This is a genomic window from Clostridium subterminale (assembly GCF_039521425.1).
Taxonomy (GTDB): domain Bacteria; phylum Bacillota; class Clostridia; order Clostridiales; family Clostridiaceae; genus Clostridium_J; species Clostridium_J subterminale.
Genome location: NZ_BAAACI010000006.1, coordinates 855648 through 878560 on the forward strand (window position 1 = coordinate 855648; position 22913 = coordinate 878560).

16 protein-coding genes and 1 riboswitch are annotated in these 22913 nt (G+C 29.0%); of the genes, 9 read left to right on the forward strand and 7 right to left on the reverse strand.

What is annotated here, in order from left to right; translation table 11 throughout:
- Positions 1 to 9: 9 nt before the first annotated feature.
- Positions 10 to 1194, reverse strand: a complete 1185-nt coding sequence (locus tag ABDZ93_RS13230; RefSeq protein WP_343826879.1) for a cation:proton antiporter domain-containing protein — start codon at positions 1192 to 1194, stop codon at positions 10 to 12.
- Between the two features lie 133 nt (positions 1195 to 1327).
- Positions 1328 to 1385, reverse strand: a riboswitch (Fluoride riboswitch).
- Positions 1386 to 1547: 162 nt separating this feature from the next.
- On the opposite strand from ABDZ93_RS13230, the gene ABDZ93_RS13235 reads away from it, so the two are divergent.
- The 4 genes from ABDZ93_RS13235 (at position 1548) to ABDZ93_RS13250 (ending at position 7117) form a co-directional block, all read left to right on the forward strand.
- The gene (locus tag ABDZ93_RS13235) at positions 1548 to 2552 is read left to right on the forward strand and encodes a M42 family metallopeptidase (RefSeq protein ID WP_343826880.1); all 1005 of its coding nucleotides are present in this window, start codon (positions 1548 to 1550) and stop codon (positions 2550 to 2552) included.
- A gap of 155 nt (positions 2553 to 2707) precedes the next feature.
- Positions 2708 to 4765, forward strand: a complete 2058-nt coding sequence (locus ABDZ93_RS13240; protein WP_343826881.1) for a prolyl oligopeptidase family serine peptidase — start codon at positions 2708 to 2710, stop codon at positions 4763 to 4765.
- Positions 4766 to 4943: 178 nt separating this feature from the next.
- The gene (locus tag ABDZ93_RS13245; RefSeq protein ID WP_343826882.1) at positions 4944 to 6107 is read left to right on the forward strand and encodes an iron-containing alcohol dehydrogenase; all 1164 of its coding nucleotides are present in this window, start codon (positions 4944 to 4946) and stop codon (positions 6105 to 6107) included.
- A gap of 284 nt (positions 6108 to 6391) precedes the next feature.
- Positions 6392 to 7117 carry a hypothetical protein gene (locus ABDZ93_RS13250; RefSeq protein ID WP_343826883.1) on the forward strand — a complete coding sequence of 242 codons (726 nt, stop codon included), beginning with the start codon at positions 6392 to 6394 and terminating at the stop codon, positions 7115 to 7117.
- Positions 7118 to 7165: 48 nt separating this feature from the next.
- On the opposite strand, the gene ABDZ93_RS13255 is transcribed toward ABDZ93_RS13250, so the two are convergent.
- Positions 7166 to 7978, reverse strand: coding sequence for a DUF368 domain-containing protein (locus tag ABDZ93_RS13255; protein WP_343826884.1), 813 nt, complete (start codon positions 7976 to 7978; stop codon positions 7166 to 7168).
- Positions 7979 to 8355: 377 nt separating this feature from the next.
- Between ABDZ93_RS13255 and ABDZ93_RS13260 the strand changes: the two genes are divergently transcribed.
- Complete coding sequence (locus ABDZ93_RS13260) at positions 8356 to 9528, forward strand: AI-2E family transporter (RefSeq protein WP_343826885.1); 1173 nt, start codon at positions 8356 to 8358, stop codon at positions 9526 to 9528.
- A gap of 73 nt (positions 9529 to 9601) precedes the next feature.
- A complete protein-coding gene (locus ABDZ93_RS13265; RefSeq protein WP_343826886.1) occupies positions 9602 to 9907 on the forward strand; it encodes a rhodanese-like domain-containing protein in 306 nt (101 codons plus the stop codon).
- Between the two features lie 71 nt (positions 9908 to 9978).
- Here ABDZ93_RS13265 and ABDZ93_RS13270 read toward each other — a convergent pair whose 3' ends face one another.
- The 3 genes from ABDZ93_RS13270 to ABDZ93_RS13280 form a co-directional block, all read right to left on the reverse strand.
- Positions 9979 to 11031, reverse strand: a complete 1053-nt coding sequence (locus tag ABDZ93_RS13270; RefSeq protein ID WP_343827004.1) for a flavodoxin family protein — start codon at positions 11029 to 11031, stop codon at positions 9979 to 9981.
- 78 nt (positions 11032 to 11109) lie between these two features.
- Positions 11110 to 12369 carry a lactate/malate family dehydrogenase gene (locus ABDZ93_RS13275; protein ID WP_343826887.1) on the reverse strand — a complete coding sequence of 420 codons (1260 nt, stop codon included), beginning with the start codon at positions 12367 to 12369 and terminating at the stop codon, positions 11110 to 11112.
- A 14-nt stretch (positions 12370 to 12383) separates the two neighbouring features.
- Positions 12384 to 17237 carry a nicotinate-nicotinamide nucleotide adenylyltransferase gene (locus ABDZ93_RS13280; RefSeq protein ID WP_343826888.1) on the reverse strand — a complete coding sequence of 1618 codons (4854 nt, stop codon included), beginning with the start codon at positions 17235 to 17237 and terminating at the stop codon, positions 12384 to 12386.
- A gap of 226 nt (positions 17238 to 17463) precedes the next feature.
- Here ABDZ93_RS13280 and ABDZ93_RS13285 point away from each other — a divergent pair, with 226 nt between their 5' ends.
- Positions 17464 to 17979 (forward strand): phosphatase PAP2 family protein, encoded by a 516-nt coding sequence (locus ABDZ93_RS13285; RefSeq protein ID WP_343826889.1) that lies wholly within the window; start codon positions 17464 to 17466, stop codon positions 17977 to 17979.
- A gap of 72 nt (positions 17980 to 18051) precedes the next feature.
- Here the strand turns inward: ABDZ93_RS13285 and ABDZ93_RS13290 are convergent, their stop codons facing one another.
- A complete protein-coding gene (locus ABDZ93_RS13290) occupies positions 18052 to 19353 on the reverse strand; it encodes an alkaline phosphatase family protein (RefSeq protein WP_343826890.1) in 1302 nt (433 codons plus the stop codon).
- 124 nt (positions 19354 to 19477) lie between these two features.
- Between ABDZ93_RS13290 and ABDZ93_RS13295 the strand changes: the two genes are divergently transcribed.
- Both ABDZ93_RS13295 and ABDZ93_RS13300 read left to right on the forward strand, forming a co-directional pair.
- On the forward strand, positions 19478 to 20212 hold the full coding sequence (locus ABDZ93_RS13295; protein WP_343826891.1) for an acyl-[acyl-carrier-protein] thioesterase: 735 nt from the start codon (positions 19478 to 19480) through the stop codon (positions 20210 to 20212).
- A gap of 330 nt (positions 20213 to 20542) precedes the next feature.
- Complete coding sequence (locus tag ABDZ93_RS13300; protein WP_343826892.1) at positions 20543 to 21712, forward strand: CD0519/CD1768 family membrane protein; 1170 nt, start codon at positions 20543 to 20545, stop codon at positions 21710 to 21712.
- Between the two features lie 79 nt (positions 21713 to 21791).
- Here the strand turns inward: ABDZ93_RS13300 and ABDZ93_RS13305 are convergent, their stop codons facing one another.
- Positions 21792 to 22742 carry a Ppx/GppA phosphatase family protein gene (locus ABDZ93_RS13305; protein ID WP_343826893.1) on the reverse strand — a complete coding sequence of 317 codons (951 nt, stop codon included), beginning with the start codon at positions 22740 to 22742 and terminating at the stop codon, positions 21792 to 21794.
- Between the last annotated feature and the right edge of the window lie 171 nt (positions 22743 to 22913).

Genomic DNA, 22913 nt, shown 5'->3' on the forward strand with positions numbered 1-22913 from the left:
GTAGATTTTTTAGTTTTGTACTTGTAATAATGATTTGCTTGAAACATTTATTCCAACAGCACCTAAAGGTGCAGTTATTAAAATGGATAATACAGATATTGCTAGAATCAAATCTCCAGATGCAACACCAAGAGATAGAGGTAAGGCACCCATGGCTGCTTGAACTGTAGCCTTAGGTATATAGGAGATGACACAGAAAATCTTCTCTTTTACATTTAAATTAGTACCTATAAGTGAAATTGTAACTCCAATACTTCTAAATATTAGTCCTATAAAAATAATTACTATACCTATTGGTCCTGAGGTGAATGCTACAGATATATTTACCTGAGCTCCCACTAATACAAAGAGTAGAATTTCTGCAAATATCCATAATTGATTAAGCCCTTGAGAGAGAGGAGCAGCGACTTTAGGGAGTTTCTCTGTAAGAATAAAGCCAATGGTCATAACTCCTAAAAGACTTGCAATTAATACTTTATCTTTAAAGATAGTTTCTAAGGTAGTTAAAAGTATAGAAAAAGCTAGAACAATTAGTATCTTTTTAACCACATTAATACTAAACTTCTTAAATAAGTATATAATAATAAAACCTAATATTAATCCCAGTCCTATTCCTAATATTATGGAAAGTGGTATTTGTAAAAGTTGAGAAGCTAGATTAACACTTTTACCAGCATACAAAGCAAGGCAGCTAGTTAATATAGTGATTGCAAATACATCATCAATTGAAGCACCAGCTAGTATTAAAGTAGGAATACTCTTATTAGTTCCAATTTTATTATCTATAAGATTGATCATTTGAGGTACAACCACAGCAGGAGATACAGCTGCAATTATAAAGCCAAGAATTCCTCCTTGGATAAAGGTGAAGCCTAATAGTTTAGTAGCGGTAAAAGCTATAGCAAAACCTTCTAATATTCCAGGTATACAACTCATTTTTATTGCCGGTTTTCCAATTTTCTTTAAATCAGATGTTTTTATTCCTAGACCAGCTCTTAATAAAATAACAATAAGTGCTATTTTGCGTAAATCAGGAGAGATATTTAGTAAATCTCCATGGATTAAATTAAATCCGTAGGGACCTATAGTAATTCCTAAAATTAACATACCTAGAAGTCCAGGAAGTTTAATTTTTTCAAGTATGAAGTTAGAAACAATAGCAAGTAATATGATGATCGCTATACTAGTAGCCATGATAGTCCTCCTTTTTAAATTTAAATTTTACGCTATGAAGATAAAGATAATAAACCTATGAATTATTAATATTAAATTAAAATAGTTTAATTGTTTTAGACATAAAAAATCTCCTACAGAAACACCCATAGCGTTGTCTGTAGGAGTCATTAGCAATTGCGGTTAAGGTGAACTCCATCACCATAAATTATGTTTTTAGTATATCAATGTTTAAAAATAAAATCAATATTTAAAAGTATAAAACTTTACGGAAAATTAAAATTTCGATACACGAAATTTTTATAGAGTTTTATAGAATATTATGATAATATGATAAATATAGAATAAATTTACATATATAAGGGGGAAATGTTATGTTATTAGAAAAATTAATCAATGCCTTTGGTGTTAGTGGATATGAAAAAGAAATAAGAAGTGTAATAAGAGAAGAAATTAAGAATTTAGCAGATGAAATTACTGTAGATGCTCTTGGAAATTTAATCGTATACAAATCTGGAATTGGAGAGAATAAGAAAAAAATTATGGCTTCTGCTCACATGGATGAGATAGGGTTTCAAGTTGTAAAAATAGAAGATAAGGGGAATATTAGAGTTAGAGCATTAGGTGGAATTCCGGTTATTGGTACATCTATGAATAGAGTTAAGTTTAGAAATGGAATAATTGGACTAGTAGCTAGCACAATTAAGGAAAAAGAATTAACTACAGATACTAAAAAATTATATATCGATATTGGAGCTAGTAGTAAAGAAGAAGCAGAAAAATATCTTAAAGTTGGAGATGTAGCATCATATGTTGGGGACTATGTAGAACTTAAAGAAAACAATATAACAGGTAAAGCGCTAGACGATAGAATTGGATGCTATATATTAGTGGGAGCCTTAAAGAAAATCAATAGACCATATAATGATTTATATTTTGTATTTTCAACTCAAGAAGAAGTTGGTCTTAGAGGAGCTACTGTTGCAGCAAATAGAATTAATCCAGACTTAGGAATAGCTTTAGATGTTACAATAGCGCATGATTTCCCTAATTGCCCAGAAGGTAGTAATAAAGTTGGGGGAGGAACAGCGATTAAGGTTTCAGATGGTTCAGTTATTTGCAATGAATACTTAGTAGAAGAGATGGTTAATTGTGCTAAGGAAAATAACATTAAATATCAATTGGATGTTATTGATGGCGGGGGTACAGATGCAGGAGCTATCAATAAATCTAACTTTGGAGTTAGGGCCACAGGTATATCAATAGCGACTAGATATGTACATGGACCGAATGCATTAATAAGTATGGATGATACTAATGCATCTATTGAGCTTTTAGCTAAATATGTAGATAGAGAGTTTGATTTTGATGAAGAATAGATCATAGGTAATATTAAGATAAAACTATATTGTATGAAAAATTATATGAGAATAGAAATTTTATAATAAATAAGGGAGTTGTCTCAAAATTAGTGGATAACTCCTTTGATCAAGTAGTATATTTGCTAGTTTATTTTTAGATTAAGGAGGATAATATGAAAAAAGATAATGTAATTGAAAACTATCATGGTACTGAAATATACGATCCATATAGATGGCTAGAGGATATTGACAGTGATGAAACTCAAGAATTTGTGAGAAAGCATAATGAAAAATGCGAGAAGTTTATAAGAAGTTATGAAGGTTATGAAGATATAAAGGAAGAGATAACTCGTCATAGTAATTATGATAAAGGTAGCTGCCCCATAAAACAAGGTGACTACTATTACTTCTTGTATAAAGATACAAATGAGAATCAACCAAGATTATGCAGAGCAAAGAATTTAAAGGAGGCTAAAGAGGAACTAGTAAATCCTAATGAATTATCAGAAGATGGAACTAGTGCTATAACTGGATTTTGGGTCAATGAAAATAAAAGTATTCTTGCCTATGCTATATCTGAGAAGGGAAGTGACTGGCAAACCATATATTTTTTAGATATGAATAGCAAAAAGTTATTATCAGATATATTAACATGGTGTAAGTTTACAAGCTTTAACTGGTTACCAGATGGAGAAAGTGCGATTTATACTAGATATCCGGAGGCATATGATGTAAATGATCATAGAATTACTTTTCATAACATGATTTCTATACACAAGCTAGGAACAAAACAAATAGAAGATAAAAATGTAATTGATGGTGAAAAGAAAAGTGAGTATTCCTATAGTCTTAAAGTAACAAAAGATGAAAGCTATATACTAATGTATAGAAATAAACCCTTTGGTATAGGCTCATTAAGAATAGTGAATTTAAGCGAAAATAATTTAAATGAAGGAGAAAGTATAAGCAAATTAAGAGAAGACGACTTTAAGATGTTTATAGATGAAAAGGATGAGGCTTTTGAGTTTTTAGGAAATCAAGGTGAAAAGTTTTATTTTTTAACAGATTATAGGGCTCCAAACAAGAGAATCATTGAAATGGATATAAATAATAGTAATGAATTAGATTGGATAGATATTGTAAAAGAGAATATTAATATACCTATAGAAAGTGCTATATATACAAAAAATAGTATAGTGATTATAATGATGGAGCATGGTCATCACAAGATATATCTATATAGTCTTAAGAGTAACAGTATGGAAGAGATAAAGTTGCCTGCATTAGGAGCTATTGATGATTTAACTTATGATGGAGAAGGTAACATATACTTAAGTTTTTCATCTTTCTTTATACCTACAACTATTTTAAAAGTAAATGAGACCAGTAAGAATGTAGAAAAAATATGGTATCCTTATTTGGATATTGATTTTGAAGATTTTATAACAGAACAAGTCTTTGTTTCTTCTAAGGATGGTACTAAAATACCTATGTTTATAAATAGAAGAAAAGATACAAAGATTAATGGTGAAAATAGAGTTGTTCTTTATGCATATGGTGGATTTAACTTAAATAGAATACCTGAATTCAGAATTCCAGAAGTGATATTTATAAAAAGAGGAGGAATTTATGCGGTAGCAAATATTAGAGGAGGAAATGAGTATGGAGAGAGTTGGCATAGAGATGGAATGCTTGATAAAAAACAGAACTGTTTTGATGATTTTATAAGTTGTGGGGAGTGGCTTATAGAAAACAAGTATACTAACAATAAAAAGTTAGCTATAAGAGGAAGAAGCAATGGAGGACTACTTACTGCTAGTTGTATGGTGCAAAGACCAGAATTATTTGGAGCTGTTATTTCTCAAGTTCCAGTCATAGATATGCTCAGGTATCATAAGTTTACCGTGGGTAGGTATTGGATACCAGAGTATGGAGATAGTGAAAGAAATAAAGAGGATTTTTATAATATGATAAAATATTCTCCTCTTCACAATATTAGATATGGAACTATATATCCACCTATTTTGATATCCACAGGAGATAAGGATGATAGAGTATTACCTTGTCACTCTTACAAATTTGTAGCTACACTAGAAGAAGTTACACCAGTACCTGATAGAGTATTTCTAAGAGTTGAAAAAGATGCTGGACATGGTCAAGGAAAACCTGTATTAAAACTTATAGAAATTGAGGCTGATATATATAGTTTTGTAGAAAAGGTATTAGGTTAATACTAAATAAATTTCAATATAACTATAAAGTAATTTGTATTTACTTTGTTGATGAAATATAGGAAAATATATATTAAAGTAAAAAGAAATTAATAGGATTCTTAAGTTGTATACTAAATTTTGATAGGAATATAAAGTATATCTTAAAGATGATAGTAATATAAGAGGAGGAATAAATATGTTAAATTTTACACTTTGTAATCCAACTAAATTAGTATTTGGAGAAAATACTATAGAAAGTATAGGGGATCATTTAAGTAAATATGAAGTTAAAAAAGTATTAATAGTTTATGGAAAGGGCTCCATAATGAAAAATGGAGTTTATGATACTGTAGTACAGTCACTAAAGAAGCATAACATAGAGTTTATTGAGTTATCAGGAGTTAAGCCTAATCCAGTGTTATCAAAGGTTCAAGAAGGTATAAAACTAGCTAAAGAGAATAAGGTAGATGGAGTTTTAGCTGTAGGCGGAGGAAGTGTAATAGACTCATCTAAAGCTATAGCTGCAGGAGCTTGTTATGAAGGCGATGTATGGGAATTCTTTGAAGGTAAAGGCAGAGTTAAAAAAGCATTACCACTATTTACTGTATTGACTCTTTCAGCAACAGGATCTGAAATGAATTCAGGTGGTGTAGTAACTAATGAAGATGAAGGTAAAAAGTGGAGCTTTGGCTCACCTTTATTGTATCCAAAGGTATCTATTTTAGATCCTTCAGTTCAAAGATCTCTTCCATCAAATCAAACAGCGAATGGAGCAATAGATGCTATAAGCCACGTATTTGAAGCATACTATGGTGGAACAGAAAGCACAGACATGCTTGATGAACTTTCAGAAGGTATTATAAGAACTGTAATTACTCATACTAGAGAATTATTAAAAGATAGCAACAATTACAAATCAAGAAGTGAGCTTGCTTTTGCAGCAACTCTTGCTTTAAATGGATTAAATGGAGTTGGTAGAAAAGGAGATTGGGCATCTCACTCCATAGAACACTCTCTTTCAGTACTTAATGATATTGCTCATGGTTCAGGTCTTGCTATAGTGATGCCTGCATGGATGAAATATGTTTACAAGGTAGATGTTAAGAAGTTTGCAAAATTTGCAAGCCATGTATTTAATATAAACGAGGGTAATGATGAAGAAAAGGCTCTAAAAGGAATAGAGTCACTAAGAAACTTCTACAAGGAAATAGGTGCCCCTATAACTTTAAAAGAGGTTGGAGTTAAGAAAGAGGATTTAAGTTTTATAGCAGATAATGCTGCAATCCTTGCACCACTGGGAACTCTTAAACCTTTATATAGAGATGATATCTATAAAATTCTAGAAATCGCCTTTGAATAAAATTAGAATATATAAGATTTTAAGATGAATTAAAGGGCTTTCGCAAAATAAGCTAATATTTTATAAAGATTAGTGAACTATTTTGTGGAAGTCCTTTTGTTTCTAATTTATATCCTATAAAGTCTACTAAAAGTCCTATTAATAAACCTATAAACCTTTGTAAGAATAATACAAAGAAGTTAATCCACAGTATCTTTATAGAAAATAAAAAGGAATAATAAAGTTTTTATAGAATATATAAGAAAAATTGGGTTATGTTACTAGAGTTTAGGGGGAATAGATTGATGTTAGAAAGTTATAAGTACGCACGTAAAGAAAATGTTACAGTTTACTACGTTGGAAATGATAGAAGATTTGTAATAGAAGTTATGGAAGGAGTACTTTATTCTTATAAAGAATTGGAAAAATATTTTCAATTAGGAGATAGAAAGTTTTCTATAAGGGCTATTTTAGCTATGAACAGAAGGGAATATGATTATATAAGTAAAATAATTTTAAAACTAAGTTGTAATAATACATCTAAGAGAAGTGAAGTAGCTATTACATCTAAAAATGATCTATTGATATTATCACCCTTTGCTTATGAAGAAGAAGCTACTTATACTTATGATGAGAATCAGCTTAAAAAAATAATTTATAGTCAGGTAGTTCATATATTTCATGAATTTCTATCTTTAAATTCAGAAGTTTCATATACATGGCTAGGACAAGGAATAGCTATGTATTTATCTGAATTATGGAAAGAAGGAGAAGTTAAAAAAGTTATAGATGAAGCTATAAAGAATGACATTATACCACATTTAAAAGAAATACAAGAAAGTAAAAGCCTATTTAAAACATGGGCATGGACTATAGTTAAGTATATAGAAGAAACCTATGGTAAGGAAATAATAAATAAGATTATAAGAAACTATGACGAAGAGGATATCTTTAATATAATAAAGAGTTCTATTAATGATGTTGAAGTTCAATGGAAAATTTGGTTAAATGATGAAAAAAACTTAGCATAGAAAAGAAAGACTGTTTCAATTTTAAAAACAGTCTTTCTTTTCTATGCGTTAATTATTTTCTTTATTACCAAGAATATATGTAATAATAAAACCAATTAAAAAAGTTATAATTGATATAATTCCTGATAAATTAAAAGTAAAGCCAGGATATACTGGAAATATAGAACCTAAAACTAATCCGCAAATAGCAAAGTATGCAGGTTGAGGATATTTACTTATAAAGGATTCTATAAGCTTTGTCATAGTCAATATACCGGCAAGAACACCTAGTCCACCAGGAATAAGTAAAGGGATATTAAAGGTAGAAACTGCATTAGTAAAAGTGGTATATAAGCCAAGAATTAAAAGTACTAAAGAACCACTTACTCCGGGAAGAATCATAGTCGCAGCTGCAATGAAACCTGCTAGGAATAGGGCTATAAAAGATTTCATACTTAAACTAGTCATAGCTATAGTACTAACTTCTACATCACTGAATATAGACATAACTACCATTAACATGAATGTTACAATAAACCAAAGATAATTTATTTTTTTAACTGTTCCTTTTGTTGCTCTTTTATATAGCATAGGGAAGGAACCTAAAATCAATCCTATAAAAAGGAAGTTGGTTGGTTCAGGATGATTTGTTAATAGATTAGTAATTAATTTACTAAATAGAATTATACCTAAGCCAGCACCTATAGCTATTTCACCAAGAAAGAAAATATTTTTTTTCCAATCTTTAAAAAAACTATTTATAACGGATATAAGTTTATCATAAATTCCTAGAACTACTGCCATAGTTCCTCCGCTAACACCAGGAATAACATTGGATACCCCAATAACCATTCCCTTTAAAATAACAAATATATTTTCCATATTTTATCTCCTTGTATAATTAAATTTGTAGTTAGTTAAATTAAAATTACAAAATAACTACTATAATTATATTGAGAATTCTTCCAATTTGCAAATCAATTATTTGAAAATGTTTATTTAGTAGATTTCAGAAGGGATAAGATATATTTAATTAAATGCAAAATTTATACAAAACCAAAATTAATTCTGCTGATATTCGAGTAAATAATTTACATTAGATAAATTAAAGATTTAGTTAATATAAGTTAAAAGTTAATAATATATTTATTTTTTGTCAATTTAAGGTCAAACATGTTATAATGCAAATATAGATGAATTATTTCATTTATAATGGTATTAGATTAAAATGAAACAAGCTTTATAAAGGAGCAAAGTAAATGTGGGATAAATTTAGAATTGATAAAAAGTTAGATATAGATAGAAAGTATATAAATATTGGAGTTGTTGCTGTTATTGTAGGAATTGCACTTTTTGCAGGCTATGAGATAGTAAGTAGAAGTGGTACCTTTATTAATATAATTAAAGATACAATATTAGGCTTCTTAAGTGTAATAAGACCTATAATAATAGGGGCTATAATTTCATATTTGTTATTTCCATTAGTAAGATGCATTGAAATCTTTATTAAGAAATGTATTAATGTGAAGGAAAATGATAAATATAATTGGATATATAGAATTATAAGTATTGTGATAGTTTTTTTTATGATTATACTTTCAGTAGTATTGATATTTAACTTTATAATTCCACCTCTTTTAGAGAATGCAAAAGCATTGATAAATAATATTCCTCAATATGAAAGTGTAGTAAGAAATGGAATAAATAATTTGAATTCATATTTTGCAACTTTAAATATAAATTATCAGCAAATTAGTACTTATATTGATAAGATAACAGCAGCATTTGCAGTTATTGGTCAAGAAATAGTTAATATAATTACTATTAGTATTTATGGATTTGGTTCTTTTATAGTTGATTTTGTTCTAAGCATAATATTTACTTTTTATTTCTTAAAGGATAAAGAGATGTTATTTAAGACTATAAGAAAATTTGGAAGAGCTTTTATTCCAGGAAAATTAGGCAAAGTACTTAAGCAATTTATCATAGATTTAGATGAAGTTGTAGGAGGATTTATAAGAGGCGTTTTATTGGATGCTCTTATTGTAGGTATTGTTTCATCAATACTTATGCTAATGATACATCATCCTTTTGCAGTACTAGTTGGAGTAATAGCAGGTGTAAGTAATGTAATTCCTTATATAGGACCGGCTATAGGAGCTGTAGTAGCGTTTATATTGGGGATGTTTTCTAGTATTACACTTGGAATATGGGGATTTATACTTTTAATTATATATCAACAGATTGATGGTAATATTATACAACCCAAGGTGGTAGGTGGTAGTGTAGGACTTCCAGCTGTCTGGACTTTAATTGCTTTAACCATTGGAGGAGGATATGCAGGAGCTATTGGAATGATAGTGGCAGTCCCTATTGCAGCTATATTGAGTGTATATGTTCATAGATATTATAAAAAAAAGTCAATTATATGAAGTATTAAAACTAATTTAGTTAAGGATATAAGGGTAGGAACAGCAAACATAAGAAAAAAGGAGGTTAATAAATATGAGAAAAATTTCAGCGGAAGAATTAAAGAGAAAAATGGATAGTGATGAGAAGTTGATTATACTAGATGTAAGAGATGATCAGGCCTATAAGGAAGGACATATAGAAGGTGCCATATTAATGTCTGTAAGTGATATTTCTCATGATATTGAAGATATAGTACAGGATAAAGATACTATAGTGTGTGTATATTGCTATAGTGGAAATAAAAGTGCTAGAGCTGCAATGATGCTGGAATATTTAGAGTATACTAATGTGTGTGATTTAGGTGGTATTACAAATTGGAATTATGATCTTAAAAAATAACTTGAATTTATTTAAATTAGCTAGTAAGTAAATAAAAATAATAATAATATAAAGGTGTATGAGAGCAATCTCTACACCTTTATATTATTTGTAATTATTTTACTAAAGATTTCACTTTTTATATTTATATTTTCTACATTAAAGATTGTTTTAGGGTCATTAGCTATGGCACGGATAGAGAAATAAGGTGGAAGTCTAAAGCCTTTATTTATATTAAGAGCACCTATTAATTGCTTAGCAACAGAATCGCTACCAGAGTTACCAGATACTATTACTGCAAATATGGATTTGCTATAAAAATTACTTCTCCTATATAGTGCAGTAAGACGGTTTATTACAGCTGTTAGATTAGCTGCTACAGCATCGTTATAGTTAGGACATAGCCAAACTACGGCATCACTTTCTTCGATGGCGGGAAGAACATTTTCGGTCATAATACCCCCATAGAAACAACCTTTTTTCTTTCCATAGTGAAGACAAAGTTTATAAGGACATCCAATACAATCTAGCACTTCTCCTCTTTCAATTTGTATCTCATTAATTTCAAATAAGTTAATGTGTTCAGACACTAGATGCCATAGGTCTAATGTATTAGAGGTTTTATGAGGACTAGAGTATATAACGGAAATTTTCCCGCTTTGAAGAGAGTTAGGTTTATCATTTACAAGACGGTTAACTAGTTGTCTACTGAGCTTATAACAAATATCCTCCAATGACATATCCATAGTCTTTTGCCAAGTTGAAAAGTTTATTAAAGAGCTAGTGGCTTCTACTAGAGGATGGCCTATAAAAGCACATCCCATATTATTAGAAATATATACAATATCTTGGGCAAGACGTTTTGTGCCATGATCATCAATACTATATATGAGAATAGCACCAGTAGATCCAACTAAGGTGTCTTTACCTTTCTCTAGAAGTTTTGCTAGAAGGTTAATCATAGGAATATCATAACCAACATCCTCCACCTGAGCTACAAAAAGTAATTTTTTATAGGTTAAATCAGGGAGGTTATCTAAATCATCTATTACTATAAAATGTATATTCTTAAGTGAATAAGATACCATACTATTAAGTATAGGAGATATATTTTTATTTGGTAATATCACATATAAAGTTTCTATTATTATCCCTCCTAACAAAGTATCATAATTAAGATTTTTATTAAAAAAAATATTAGTTATATAAACAGTTTATTCTTATTATTTTTTATTATACAATTCATTTAAAAGATTATAGGTATTTTCTAATCTATTCATTAATTCTACAGGTAAATCTAATATTTCATTTTCTGTACATCCATTTAGAAATTTATTCTTGCATCCCATATAGGTACCACCAATAAAGTTTGAAGAGTAGTGAAAGTTACCTTTAATGGTATCAAGGATGCTAAGAGCACCAGAGGATAGGGCAGGAGCTATGTAAGGTTTGAATCCAGTAGCACGAACCTCCAGATTTGCAGCCTTGGTTTTTTCAGTAAGATAATCCGAGGCAGACTCATTGAAGTTTTCAATACTATTAGCAATAATTAATCCTTCACCATGTGGTCCAAAAGCTCTACCTTCTTGTAAATAATTTTTAGTATCTTCCCTCAAGTTACTATAGTAAGCGGCTCTACCATTCATAACACCTAATCCATATCCGCGAATCTGTTCAGGAACAAGACCTTGAAAATCAAGGATACCATCTTTATTTCTATTGCTATCAATAAAAAGAGATTTGCATAATAAATCTACAGGATCAGATACTACTGCAAAGACTCCTTTGAATTTGGCGTCTCTTGCTATTTGTCCATAAATTTTAAGAATTTTTCTATTACCATCAAACTGTACAAGTCTTACATCTTTTTGTTCTTCGCCTATAGGGGGAATACCTACAGATACACAAAATACAAACATATCGCAATTAAATAAATCTTCTTCTTTTAAAGGAGTTATTAATAGATTATTTTCTTTGCCTTCACAAGACAAAATCTGAGACAATTCGAAGTTAAGTCGGTCTATCTTTTTGGAATCCTTATCATAAATGCCTAAACTTGATATAACATCATGACCAAGAAGTTTAAGGCCAATTAAAAGAGTAGCACCTACATCTCCTAAACCGACTACATTTATTCTCCATTTCTGAGGAATTGAGTAGGCTATTGCATCCAAAAAGTTTGGATAATTAGTATTTAAGGAGATAACTCTTTTTTCTTTAATGGCATTTTTTAGCCATATAGGTATTGTTTTATTTATTTTATTTGAGGATTTAAGTATACTTAAGTCCTCTTTATCTAAAAATAAAAGATTTTCATTAGAAACTATAAAGGAGCTTCTAGAAGCTTCACAATTTATAGAAGTTAATGCAAAAATTTTACCAGTATAGTTTTTACAGAAATCTTCGTCTATAGAGATAAAATCATCTCTAGTTACAGATTTATTACTTATCATTAAATAGTTATTAAATATATAGTAAAACATATATAACACTCCTTTTATAACATATTTTCGAGTCTAGTAAGTAGTTCTAAATCCTTTTCTACTAAGGTTGATGGAGTAGACGATAAATCATATTCAATTCCCATTCCAATATCAGGGCTACGAGGAGTCGTTATTACTTCGCCTAGGGAGGACAGGGTTAGATTTCTTCCATATAAATTATGGTATTCTCTTTCAAGTATTTTCAAAATTTCTATAGAACTTTCAAGACAAACTTTAGAAAAATTATAAATATTTTCGTGAGAAGTATTTTTTATAAATACTGGATAGGTATATGGTAATATACTATTAATTGATGGAATTAAGTTTCGTTTAGGGAATTCACCTCTCCATATAGCATCTCCGCCTAAAAATGGATATAAAGCATTTTCATTAAACCAAATTTTAAGTCTAGGTATGAAGTATACGCTAGAGACTTGCCTGTTTTGCATATCCATTAAATCTTTTCCTCGACCAGATAGAATACCACAGTGAATTTTCTTTACATTAATGCCTTGTTTAATTAGTATAGGATCTAAGGCTCTCATCCTATACCCTTTATGTAGAATGTTATCTACTAAAAAAATTGGCCGATTAAAGGATTTTATCATTTTCATCTGGTTATTTAAAGATAGATAATATGGAGATTCTCCTATAAAGAAGTTTTTCATATCACTATAATAATACTTTTCTGTATGAAGAGATTTAGTAACAGTATTTGGAATCAAGTATCTATCTAAAATATCACCATAAGGTACACACATAGTTTCACCGTATTCTTTAGATGCTTTTGCGAAAGTAGAGATATTGTTTTCATAACAAATATTTTTTATCATTTTTTGATGAAGTACCTCGCTGTTAAAGCATAGTAGAAGTTCGTTAGGATATAATTTTGAAAGAGCACTTTGCAATAATTTTCTTCTAGAATTAATTACATTCTTAATTTTAGAATTACTTCTAAAAGGTTCCTTTAAAATATTTTCTACATCTAAGTTCAAAATGCAAGGACTAGTCATATTAACTGCTAATACAGGAGATTCATTATTTTTAGAGCCAATATTTACAAAACCTTGAGATAGCATTGTTTCTACTAAGGTTGGGCTAGTTAATAAACTATGACATGGGTTAAACACAGCGTATTCGTAATCTTTAGAAATAGCATAAGATAAAGCTTCAGTTAAAATAATTTGTTCAAGAAATTTATTTTTTTCTCTATTGGCAACATAAATGCCATCTATAAAGATCATTCTTCCTGTAGATAAGGAACGAAGCGTTCTAGAAACCTTCTCATCTTTAACCTCAGCGTAAAGATTATTTGAACGAACCCAATGCATGGAAGCAATAGCCAAAATTTCACCTTTTTTAGAATTTTTAATTACTACTAGTTTAGGAGCTTCCTTATCTTTAAGGTCTGATAAGATAGATTTTATTTCATTACTAGAATTTAAATTAGAGAGTAATTTAAAAATTATATTATCAGTAACCTCATCAATAAACTCAAAATCTAAGTAACTTTCATTTAGAGATAGCTTATCTAGGGGTTCGCGTTGGTAAAAACCATTTTCATTAATATATTGAGAAACTAAAGGATCTACTAAGGTTGAAATATCTCTATTTTTATCTATATAGTTTCTGATTTGACTAGAGCTTATGGTAGAATATTTAGCTGGAAGTTTTAATACTTCTACAGTACCATTTATAAGAGATTTAGCAGCTAAAAGTTTCTTTGAATTACCCCTTTCAAAAATTATGTGATCAAAGGTATGGATTGAGTTATTTTCTATAGGTTTACTATAGCAAGAGGCATTTAAAAGTACATCACTACCAGAAACAAAGAATATTTGAGAACCTGAAAATGATTCCTTAAGTATTCTTAAATCATTAGGATTAGATATATTCACTTGCATAGTTTCAGGATATATATATACATTAAACTCATCACAAATTGATAAATTAATTAATATTTTTCTTAAAAGATTAGGTAAGGTTTTTTTAGACCAAGAGAATTCGTCTACGGCTAAATATACTTCATAACCTAAATCACGAATTGAATTACAAATATTCTTATGTCCTAAAGAGAAAGGGTCAAAGGTACCAGGGAAAAATGCTATTTTCTTAGGTGTATCTACAAGAATCTCCCCATTAAAAAAGGTATAGTCTGCTATAAATCTATAGATGTGATTTATAGCGGCTGCATTAGTTAATAAAAGTAATCTATTATTGTCATCATTACCTATAAGAGTAAGAATTTTTTTAGCTATCAATTTGAAAACATGTAACTTATCATCTAAAGAAAGAGTTAAGTTTCCAAATATGTCCTTACCAAGAGTAATTATGGCTGCTTGTTTAACCTTATCCTTATAATCGCCTATACCATTTAAAATAATGGATAACATTGATTTTAATCTTTCATCATAAATCTTTTCATCTTCATTAAATCTAGATTTATATACACCATAGTTAGATAAGGAAATTCCTATAGCTTTAAGAATTAATATCTTAACATCTTCACTTGAAGTTTTAATTTTGATTTTTAAATCATCGATAATTTCATCTAGTTCATTAGGGGCTAGCCATAAGATTATCTGGCCAAAGAATGGAGATATATACTCTGTAAACTTTTGACCTTCAATTTCTAGTCCTCGTAAAAGCTCTATAGCTACTTCATTTCTTTCTGAATCATTTAAGTTAGGCATGATTTTAAGAATGGAAGAGCCGGCACTATTTCTAACAGTTTCCATAGCACTAACTTTTAACATATTACAAAAGTGAATGCAAGTATGAAGTCCTGTAGTTGGTGCTATATAGAGAGAATAATTAAGAAGTATATCTATCTGATGTTTTTTTACTACCCAATTAGTAGCTGTTTTTAAGTTGCTAAGTAGGATATCTGGAACTTTATTATAATCTTCAATACAGTAAGTTTTAAAAATATCTATTTGGTAATTCATATTGAGAGTAGTAAAAATTTTTAGATATAAATAATTTTCAGATGAATTTTTCCTTCTAGTTTTAATTTCTTCTAGATTTTTAATTATATAATAGCGTATAGAATGAGTAGGTGGTATTTTAGGAATTATATCGTTTAAACTTTCAAGAGCCGCTAATCTTATAACTATATTTCTCTTTTTAACTTTATCAATAATAAATTCTATGAGTGAATCTAAAGTTTCATCATAGGACTCAAAAGAAATATACTTTGCGGTATATAGTAAATACAGCTGAGTTTCAAAGGAAATTATATTTTGAGACAGATAATGTTTCAAGATAATACTTCTATATATTTCCATAAAAATTTTTTTGGAATTTACAAAAACGGAATTAACCATGATTTTAGTGTTGTAGCCAATCCAATTTTTATGAGCATTAACTAATTTACCACTAGGATAAAGCATTAATGAAATGTACTCTTCAAATAATTGATAACTATTTATATAAGGTTTCTCTATAGATACATTTTTAGGTAATTCCTTACTATAATCTTCATCATAAATAGCTATTAATTTTCCTATTAGATAGGCACAGTGGCGACGAATGTCATCTTCTCTATGAGTTAAGTTGTCATATAGAAATTCTAAAGTTTGTAGCTTTTGTTTTTGAGTAAAGTAAGTACAATATTCTTCTAATACTCTTATATATTGGCGAAGATTTTTCCAGTTGTCCTCACTTCTAGCATGTTCTAATATGGCATTTAATGAGTACTCATCGCGTAATAAATACATAAGATTTATATTATGATTTATTGCTAGATTTTTCATATTAGCAGTTATTTCTTTTCCTCTAATCAAAGAGTACATTGGAGGGAGTGGAGGAGTTAAAGTGTCCTCCTTGGAATCTAAATCAACATTTACACCTATACTCTTTAAGTAATCTTCAAAGTCTTTTAATTTGCCATATACTTTTTTATAGCGAGCTTCCTTTTTAGTATCAACATTTTCTAGTTTTTCAAGAATTACTTTAAAAGAGTCGGATAAAGAAAAAATATGCATAGTAGTACCTAAATTAGTAAATACATTTTTAACTCTAAAATCACAATATATGAGTACTAAAGATTCTAAGGATAGATTTTCAAGCTCTAAGTCCCAAGTAGAATGATTTATAGCTATATTTCTAATATAATTTATATTGTGCTTTCTAAACCATTGGTCTGTGTAATAGTAGTGAAGATGTGGAACTCGTTTTAGCTCTTCACCTTTACATCCATATTTACCAATGTCATGTCCAGCTGCTGCTCCAGAAACCCTTCCTAAATCTATAGGTAATCCTTTAGCTTTAAGTTGGCGTGCTAAAAACATAGCTAAGTGATGAACTCCACAGATGTGATCTAAAGTATTATACTTAAATATTTCTCCATTAAGCTTCATCATTTCATATACATAGTCATGATTAAAGGCTTTAGTGAATTTTAAATATTCATCTTTTCTTTCAAGTTCTTCAATTTCATTATCTGTTAAAGTTATGAGAGGATATTTTGCTTGCCAACTATCTGAATAAGATATAGATTTTTCCGAATTGCATAGAATCTTGTAAATTCGAAGGAATATTTCACATCCCGAAGTAAATTTAGAGTCTAATTCTATAGTTACTGCATCTTTAAAATTCTTACTTAAAGTATAATTATATAAATATACTAGCCAATCATTAGGACCTTTTTCATACAAATCACTTAATAAAGGAGTACATAGATAAAGAACTTTAGATGGAGAAAAATCTTTTTCCACTAAAATGTCTTGGAGAGTGTATAAAAAAACCGGTGAGTTTATATGCTTATCAAGAAATTTTTGTGATATATTTGCAGATTTTAAGAAATGAGAGTTACAAAGTTTTCTTAAAATTTTCTTCTTTATTTCTTTTAATTGTAAAATTTCCATAGAGACCTCCTAAACATGAATATGAATTAAGCATATTTCTTATAAATATTTTATCATTTAAACTACTTTTATCCTAATAAATATACTATAATAATAATCTAAATAATATATTCATAAAACTTTAATTATTTATTGTAAATGAGAAGCAGGAAAGTATTAAAGGAAAAACTTTTAATTTGTCTTATTTTTATATATAATTTATTTATGATATTTTTAGGAGGGCTCTATGATAGAATTAATAAAAAAAGTAGATGTAACACTATTGCAGTTTATAAATAAAAAATTACGATGCAAGTTTTTAGATAAAATTATGCCATATATAACATTTTTGGGCTCTGCTACATTTTGTATGATTTTTGTTGTGGTAACTGTTATGTCTAAAAGTAAGGGAATTAAGAACCTAGGATTTTTAGCATCTTTATCAATCATTACTTCTGGAGGTATTACACACTTTTTAAAGAGATTAAAAAATAGAATACGGCCATATATAAAGTTTCCAACTCTAAATATCAAAAAGATAGGGGTAGATGATTATTCATTTCCATCTGGTCATACCACTGCAGCTTTTTCTATTGGAGTTAGTATTGCATTAAGCTTTACTGGATTAGCTGTAGTATCTATAGTAATTGCTAGTCTTGTGGGACTTTCAAGGGTTTATCTTGGAGTACATTATCCTACAGATGTAGGTGCAGGAGTGGCTGTTGGAACTTTGAGTGCACTATGTATGCATATGATAGTATAATAATTAGAAAAGAGATAAGAATTTAATTTAAATTCTTATCTCTTTATTACATTATAGGGTAATTTTAAAGGATTAAGGAATAGTCAATATTCTCTCAATTATCTTTCCATCGCATTTTGGAAATTTAATACCTAAAACTTTTGAGAGGGTAGGGGCTATATCCACTAAATTCATATTGTCTATAAAAAAGTTTTCTTTAAACTCCTCACCACATCCAATAAAGAGGGTATGAATATCAGGACTATCAGGATGATAACCGTGATTACCATTGGATTTTCCTTCCTTAGGAGTGGTTGAAGTTACTATATTATCATTAAACCGGTCTATAAAAATAAATCCTCTTTTGGCTTCAATCATAAATGTAGCCTTAGGGTCACCACCTAAATCAACAATCTCATCATTTTTATATATTTTTTCAATTCCTTTAGATTCATCAAGAGATAAAGCTTTTAAAATATTATAAACCTTTGAGGAGAGATTTTTATTAAAGTCATCCTTAATATATATATAGGCACTTCCATCACAAGATTTTGCATATACTCTCCAAGATTTAATTCTATTATTATCATCAATGTTTATTAATCCTTGATTTCTAAATAAGGTATTTAACGTAATAACTCTATTAAAGTCCTGGAATCCATGATCTCCTAAAATAACTATAGAAGAATTTTCATATATGCCAGCTTCTTTTAAAGCTTTTATTACATCAGCTAATCGTTTATCGTGGCGATGAAGTGAGTCTACAGCTTCTTTAGAATCAGTACCATAACCGTGACGTTGACTATCTAAGTCTAAGAGATGGAGTAAAAGTAAATTGGGTTTATACTTCTTTATAGTTTCCATAGCACAAGCAGTGGCAAAATTATCTAAGTTAGGCTCCTTTATACCATCAAGGAGATATTTAAACTTTCTATTCAAATTGAATTGATATATAGGGCTTCCGCCTAGAAGGGATGCCATTTCTTGAGATACATATTTATTGTTAGAGAAGATTTCAGGCATATTATATTTTATAGAGGATCTGCCAGTAACAGGCCAAAATATAGATGCTGCAGTAAGTCCTTTACTTTTTGCCATATCATATAGTGCTGGACCATTCACATATTTTCTAAACCAAAACCAATCTGGAGCAGCCTTTTCAGGTTCTAGTAATTTATTGTTTACAACACCATGGTTTTTAGGATACTTACCTGTAACTATAGTAGTATGAGCTGGATATGTTAAAGATGGATATATAGATTTAACTTTTCTAACTACTGATCCCTTTTGAATACATTGTGAAAAAGTTGGTAAGTTACTTATTATATCAAAATCAGCTGCTTTTAATCCATCAATTGAAATAACAACCAAGTGCTTATTTGTTAAATTATTCATAACTTATTCTCCTTAACTTTATGTTATATATAAATTATGATATACTAATTTTGTTATTAAATCTACATAATAAGATAATATAAACAAGGATTAAAGAAGAAAAGTTGCGTAAGAAGGTGTAATTTTGGAGCTAAACTATAAAGAAAAATTCACTATTAAGTTTCATGAAGGAGACTTTAGTGGAAATGTTAAATTATTTACAATAATGGATTACATTCAACAGGTTTCAGAAGGTCATTCTCAAATTATAGGAGTAGATTTTCAATCTATGATGAACAAAGGATTATTTTGGGTAGTATCTAGAGTGGAAATTGCAATGGAAAGATATCCCAAAATTGGAGAAGATATAACGGTAGAAACTTGTTTAGGCGGGCGTGAAAAAGTCTTTATGAAAAGAAGATTTAAGATTGAGGATAAGGATGGACAAGTTATTGGAAGAGTTTTGATATATTATTTAATTGTAGATGTTGAAACTAGACTTCCACAAAAGCCGTCTATGTGCCCGATAGATATAAATATTAATGTAGGAGATGTAATTGATAATAAGCTTAACAAGATAAAGATGCCAGGAGAGGCTATAGAAACTATTAAGAGGGATCTATATTATAATGATATAGATATAAATAACCATGTTAATAATGCCAAATATATCTCTTTTATAGAAGATTTCTTTTCTTTAGATTGGCATAGAGAAAAGAAAATATCTTATATTCAACTTAACTTTATTAAGGAAATCAAATTTGATGATTCCCTAATAATGAATAAATTTATTGAGGATAAAGAAAGTAATAGTTTTTGCATTAATGGAATTTCAGGAATTTCAGAATATGAATTCTTTCAATGTAGGGTAAAGTTTTAAATAAATTATATTGAAAAGTCATTGAAATAAAGGTATCTAGACAATAAAATTTCTAGATACTATTTATTTAAAGAAATAATTTTAATAGATAGTCAATATAATACAAATAAAAATGTAAAGGAATACATGTCGTAAGATTATATTTCATAAAAATGAAAAAAATATTATATAATAAATAATTATAAAAATAAATTAAAAATATTCATAAATACGAAATGATAAGTGAAAAAGTTTATTAGTAATAATTATTGACATAAATGGGTAAATAATTCATAATAAATATGGAATATTCACAAAATATAAAAAATTTTAAATAAGGGGGAGCAATAATTGACACATAAGAAGGGTTTGAAAAAGGCCGTTAGCAAAGAAGGTATTATATTTCTAATTTTATTTTTAGGTTTTTTCATAGGTATGGGAAGTGTTATGGGAACCATAAATATGTTTAATACCCTAATGGAAACTGCATATAGCTTATTAATGAAAACAGTTTTTTATATAATGGCTATTGCAGTATTGGCAGGAGCTATATCTGCACTTCTATCAGAGTTTGGAGTGGTATCTTTAATTAACAGATTGTTATCACCATTAATGAAGCCACTTTATGATTTGCCGGGTGCTAGTGCTATAGGAGTTTTAACAACTTATCTTTCTGATAATCCAGCTATACTTACTTTAGCAGATGATAAAGGATTTAGAAGATATTTTAAAAAATATCAGTTACCAGCTTTAACTAATCTAGGAACAGCCTTTGGAATGGGATTGATTATTACTACCTATATGATGGGACAAAAGTCACCTATAGGAGAAAGTTTTATACTGCCAGCTATAATAGGTAATGTAGGGGCTATAATAGGAAGTATCGTAAGTACTAGATTAATGCTTAGACAAACCGCAAAAATTTATGGTAAAGAAGAAATGTGTGTACAAGACAATGATACTGGTTTTGACATGATGAACTATAGAGAAATTAGAGATGGTAGTGTTGGAGAAAGATTTATTGGTGCTATGCTTGAAGGAGGAGCCTCAGGAGTACAAATGGGACTTGCTATAATTCCAGGAGTTTTAATAATTTGTACTTTAGTTTTAATGCTTACCAATGGACCTTCAGCATCGGGTGCTTATACTGGTGCCGCATCAGAAGGTATTGCACTTTTACCATGGATTGGTGAAAAACTTCAATTTATATTAGTTCCATTATTTGGGTTCCAAAGTCCAGAAGCTATAGCTTTTCCAATAACATCTTTAGGGGCTGCAGGAGCTGCAATTGGTTTAGTGCCGGAAATGTTACAAAATGGATTAATAGGCGGTAATGAAATTGCTGTATTTACAGCTATGGGAATGTGTTGGAGTGGATACTTAAGTACTCACGTTGCAATGATGGATGGATTAAAATGTAGAGAGTTAACAGGTAAAGCCATAGTTAGCCATACTTTTGGTGGATTAGTAGCAGGTATATTAGCTCACTTTTTATACTTATTTATAACAAAGTTAATATAGAAACAATAAAAACCACCTTTTATGGTGGTTTTTATTATGATGTATATACACATATGAAACTATATAACTATTTAAAAAGTTAAATAGTTATATGTATTTCATTAGGTTGAGTAGTTGATTTTAAATAATTATTTAATATACCAGTTCTCAAGCCTTCACTACATATAATAATATTATGAAAGTTGCAATAGTTTATTATATGAGTTATTATTTCACATCCACCTAATATAATATCAGCACGCTTCTTGGAAAGACCTTGTAAATTTTCTCTATCTTTTAAACTTATAACTTTAAGACTTTTGCAAAGAGTCTTTAGTTCAGAAGGGTTGGAAAGTTCTATTATATTAGTAGATGGACATGGGGTGGTTAAATAATTACAATATATCTTTCCAAGATTCTTAAAAGTTCCTCCAATGCCAACTAAAGAGCTCCCATAAAAAGTTTCAATCCACGGTATATTAGAAAATAGCTTGAAAAAAAAGTCTTCATTATAGTCACAGCTTAAGTATCTGCCACGCTTATTAACTTTTATTTTCTCAGTTATGTTTATAGAACCTAGAGGAATACTAGTGTAATTTGTAAATATACCCTTTTCTATAAAAATTAATTCAGTACTATTTCCACCAGTGTCCATTATTATACCTTTATCTAGGTTACAAGTAGAAATAACTCCAAGGTAAGAAAGATAAGCCTCCTCTTTAGGGGATAAAACTTGAACTATGATGCCTGTATGAGCTTTTATTAAATCAAGAACATGGTTACTATTTTCTGCTACTCTTAAAGCCTCCGTAGCCACAGAAATAATTTTAGAAACTTTATTTATAATGCATGAGCGTAAAAACTTTTTTAAAACAGTTATTATATCTAAGGCTTTTTCAGCACTTATAATTTTATTAGTAGCTAAAGTAGCTCCAAGTCTTAAATGTTCCTTATCCTCATCTATAATCTTTGGATTGGACTTATCATCTATATTAACAATTAGTAGGTGAACTGTATTTGAACCAATATCTATAATACCAATGTTATTCATAATACTTGATACCTCCAATAAAAAACTCTTTTATTATTTATACGATAAAAATAATAAAATATCACATAATAAATATATTAGATGGTTGAAATTTAATGAAAGGATTTTATAGGAAGATATAATAAGAATAAAATATTAAAGCTATGTAAAAACAAAGAGCTAAAGTTCCTA